Annotated in this window: 2 protein-coding genes; both read right to left on the bottom strand. The window is 39.0% G+C overall.

From position 1 onward, the window contains the following. Window positions 1-24: 24 nt before the first annotated feature. Window positions 25-1,221: an argininosuccinate synthase gene (locus tag BAZSYMA_RS03605; protein WP_090715711.1), complete on the bottom strand. Its 1,197-nt coding sequence runs from the start codon at window positions 1,219-1,221 to the stop codon at window positions 25-27. Continuing rightward, window positions 1,214-1,624 carry a DUF2914 domain-containing protein gene (locus tag BAZSYMA_RS03610; RefSeq protein WP_090715713.1) on the bottom strand — a complete coding sequence of 137 codons (411 nt, stop codon included), beginning with the start codon at window positions 1,622-1,624 and terminating at the stop codon, window positions 1,214-1,216. The genes BAZSYMA_RS03605 and BAZSYMA_RS03610 overlap by 8 nt, the downstream gene beginning before the upstream one ends. Between the last annotated feature and the right edge of the window lie 90 nt (window positions 1,625-1,714).

Consider the following 1,714-nt stretch of genomic DNA (forward strand, 5'->3'; position numbering starts at 1 on the left):
TTTTTATTACTTAATTTAATGCACTTACTTTAACGATTTAAGGCGTAAGCGCAATGCATTGAGCTTAATAAAACCCGCTGCATCTTTTTGGTCATAAGCACCTTCATCATCTTCAAAAGTAGCAATTTTTTCATTAAAGAGTGAATTGTCAGACTTACGACCAACCACGATCACATTACCTTTGTAAAACTTTAAGCGTACTTCCCCATTCACTACTTCTTGTGTTTGGTCAATAGCAGCTTGTAACATTTCACGCTCTGGCGCAAACCAAAAACCGTTATAAACCATATTGGCATACTTTGGCATCAATTCATCTTTAAGGTGTGCCGCTTCTCTATCCAAAGTTAAACTCTCCATGGCTCGGTGTGCTTTTAGCATTACTGTCCCAGCTGGTGTTTCATAACAACCGCGCGATTTCATGCCCACAAAACGATTCTCAACAATGTCGTCACGACCAATACCATGTGCACCCGCACGCTTATTTAAATCTTCCATAACACTGGCTGGGCTCATTGCCTTACCATTAATAGCAACAATATCACCTTTTTTATAAGTCAGCTCTACATATTCAGCTTTATCAGGTGCATCTTCAGGCGACACCGTCCAACGCCACATATCATCTTCTGGCTCTGCCCAAGGGTCTTCTAAAATATCACCCTCGTAAGAGATGTGCAATAAGTTTGCATCCATCGAATAGGGGGATTTTTTATCTTGCTTTTGATAATCAATTTCAATACCGTGTTTTTCAGCATAATCCATTAACGATTCACGCGAAGACAAATCCCATTCACGCCACGGGGCAATTACTTGAATATTGGCATCTAAGGCGTAAGCATTCAGTTCAAAACGCACTTGGTCATTGCCCTTGCCCGTAGCACCATGGCTGATGGCATCTGCATTCACTTGATTGGCAATTTCAACCAATCGTTTGGAAATCAGTGGACGAGCAATAGAAGTACCGAGCAAATATTCACCCTCATAAATAGTATTTGCACGAAACATTGGGAAGACAAAGTCTGTGGCAAATTCTTCACGCAAATCTTCAATATAAATTTCTTTAACACCTGCGGCTTTTGCCTTAGCGCGTGCAGGCTCTACTTCTTCACCCTGTCCGACATCGGCAGTGAAAGTAACCACTTCACACTGGTAGGTATCTTGTAGCCATTTAACAATAATGCTGGTGTCTAATCCGCCTGAATAGGCAAGTACCACTTTATTCATTTTCTTTTTTATACTCAAATGTTTTTGTTAATAAAACTTGGTTATTTTGATTAACAACCTCAACCTTCCACTGCCCTGTCCATCTATGCCACAGGTTTTTACTTGACCACACACGCCAGCGATTACCTTTAATATCAAAATCAATCTCTGCCTTAACTTTGCCCTTATAAGACCAGCGATGGGTAATTTTATCGCCTTTCAAATGACGGATATTGGTAAAAAAATAGATTTTACCTAAAGAATTATCGGCTTCTGTTATTATCTCAATAGGCTCTCTGTCTTTTACGGATTGAGCAAACACGGCTTGAGAAATATCTTCATGTGGCCACGCAGCAAATACAGTGCTTACCAAAAATAGGTAGCTTGATATTGAGACTTTAAAAAAATTGATATGATTATTCATAAATAAATACTCCTTATAAAAACTTTGTATTATTCTACCCAATTAATGACATGTTTATAAACTTCTTCTTGCGGAATTTCATTATCGGTG

The sequence above is a fragment of the Bathymodiolus azoricus thioautotrophic gill symbiont genome (assembly GCF_001298715.1).
GTDB lineage: Bacteria > Pseudomonadota > Gammaproteobacteria > PS1 > Pseudothioglobaceae > Thiodubiliella.

Excerpts from the sequence above, each read along its gene's own strand:
- BAZSYMA_RS03605 (WP_090715711.1), bottom strand. The coding sequence starts at position 1,221 with ATGAATAAAGTGGTACTTGCCTATTCAGGCGGATTAGACACCAGCATT.
- BAZSYMA_RS03610 (WP_090715713.1), bottom strand. The coding sequence starts at position 1,624 with ATGAATAATCATATCAATTTTTTTAAAGTCTCAATATCAAGCTACCTA.